Annotated in this window: 1 protein-coding gene; it reads right to left on the bottom strand. The window is 68.3% G+C overall.

Features of this window, described 5'->3' with window-relative positions; genetic code table 11:
* The coding region (locus ACFFGN_RS35100; RefSeq protein ID WP_380057263.1) for a phage tail tape measure protein at positions 1 to 1708 on the bottom strand (1708 nt) is incomplete at both ends.

Genomic DNA, 1708 nt, shown 5'->3' with positions numbered 1-1708 from the left:
GCTGGTGTCGGGTTTGATGCCGAGGACCCGCTGCCAGTACGTGATGGTGACGGTTTTGCTCGACGGCAGCCCGGCGATCTGGTTGACCAGCCCGCGGACGCTCGACGCGGCTGATTCCGCACCGGGGGCGGAGATGCTGGTCGACTCCGACTCGGGCAGCAGGCCTAGGGCGCGGGCGTACGCCTCGGCCTTCGCGCGCGCCTCGGGCGCGGTGTTGGTGATCGGGGTGTGCACCTTCGGGCGGACACCGAGCAGAAGCTGGTTGTACGTCTGCGCGTCCTGTCGCGGCTTGCCTGCCGCGTTGTTCGTGAAGGGCGTGTTCACCTTGGGCCGGATGCCGAGCAGCATCTCGTTGTACGACTTGGCCTTCGCCCTCGCCTGGTCGGCGTTGTTGGTGACCTTGCTGTCGACCTTGGACGGGATCGCGATCAGCTGCGCCGCGAGCTTCGCCGCCTCGACCCGCGGCAGCCCCATCTTCACCGCGAGGTCGATGAACGACTTGCGGGCACCAGATACCGCGGAGGTCATCTTGGCCTGGGAGGCGCCGGTGCGGAGGTACTGCTCGGACAGTTGGTTGGCTGACGCTGCGATGGCGTCGAGCGCTGCCTGGTTCGCGCGGCCCTTCGGGGTGTTGATGTCGAGGGTGCGTCCGTTGTCCGCGATCGCGTCCGTGGCGTCATCGATCGCGGCCTGGACACCGCGCTGCGCGTCCCGCACCGACAGCATCAGCCCGGGCATGCCGAGCAGGGTCTTGATGTACCCGTCGAGATGCTCCTGGGCCTTCTCAGCCGAATCACTGGCTGCGTCCAGGCCACCCGCGAGGGTCTTCGCTGCGCCGCCAGCATCTGTCGCAGCCGCGCCGGCAGCCTGAGCATCGACGGCCGCGGAGTTCAGCGCCGACGAATACTCGGGGAACTTCGCCTTCAACTGGTCCAGGGTCACGCCCTGCGTCGCGGCGGTCTGGGCCAGGAAGTCGAACGCCTTCGCCGCGGACTCGGCGTTGCCGCCAGCCACCAGATCGGCCAGCGCGTTGTCCATCTCCTCGACGCGGGCCTTTGCCTCAGCCAGGCCGCGCGCCGGGCCGGCTTCGACACCGAACCGGGCGAACGCGCCACCCAGCTTGGTCAGGGCGCCGTCGCTGGTGGTCGCGACCTGGGTGAGGACACCTGCCAGGGATCGGCCGTCGTCGCCGACGCCGCTGAAGTTGTCGCCGAAGTTCTTCAGAAGCTCGCCGGTGGACTTGCCGGTCTCGCCGAGGCGCAGCATGTCGCCCGTCAGCTTCGACATATCCACCGCGTGGGTGGCGTTCGCCATGTCCTTGACCTTCGAGCCAAGGATGTCGAACCCGATCGCCAAAGCGGCGATACCGCCACCGACCAGCCCCGCCCGTGACATGAACGTCAACGCAGCCCCGGCGCGCGTGGACGACGCAGCCAAAGCCGTCTGCGCCGCACGTAGCTCGGCGATGCTGACCACCATCTTCGCGGCCATACCGACCACCAGGCCACCGGCAGCAACGATCGCGGTCAACGCCACCGCGGTGTTCTTCACCGGCTCGGGCAGGTCACCGAACCACTTCGCCAGATCAGCGACGTGCTCGGCGGTGTCCCGGATCACGGGCAGCATCGCCGACCCGGCCTCGATCGCTGCGTCCTTGATCCCGTTCCACGCGATCCGGATCTGCGACTCGGTGGTCGCGTACCGCTTC

This window comes from Kribbella deserti, from assembly GCF_042434725.1.
Taxonomy (GTDB): domain Bacteria; phylum Actinomycetota; class Actinomycetes; order Propionibacteriales; family Kribbellaceae; genus Kribbella; species Kribbella deserti.
Note: the sequence above shows the minus strand (reverse complement) of the source record. Positions and strands in the feature narration are given on the sequence as shown.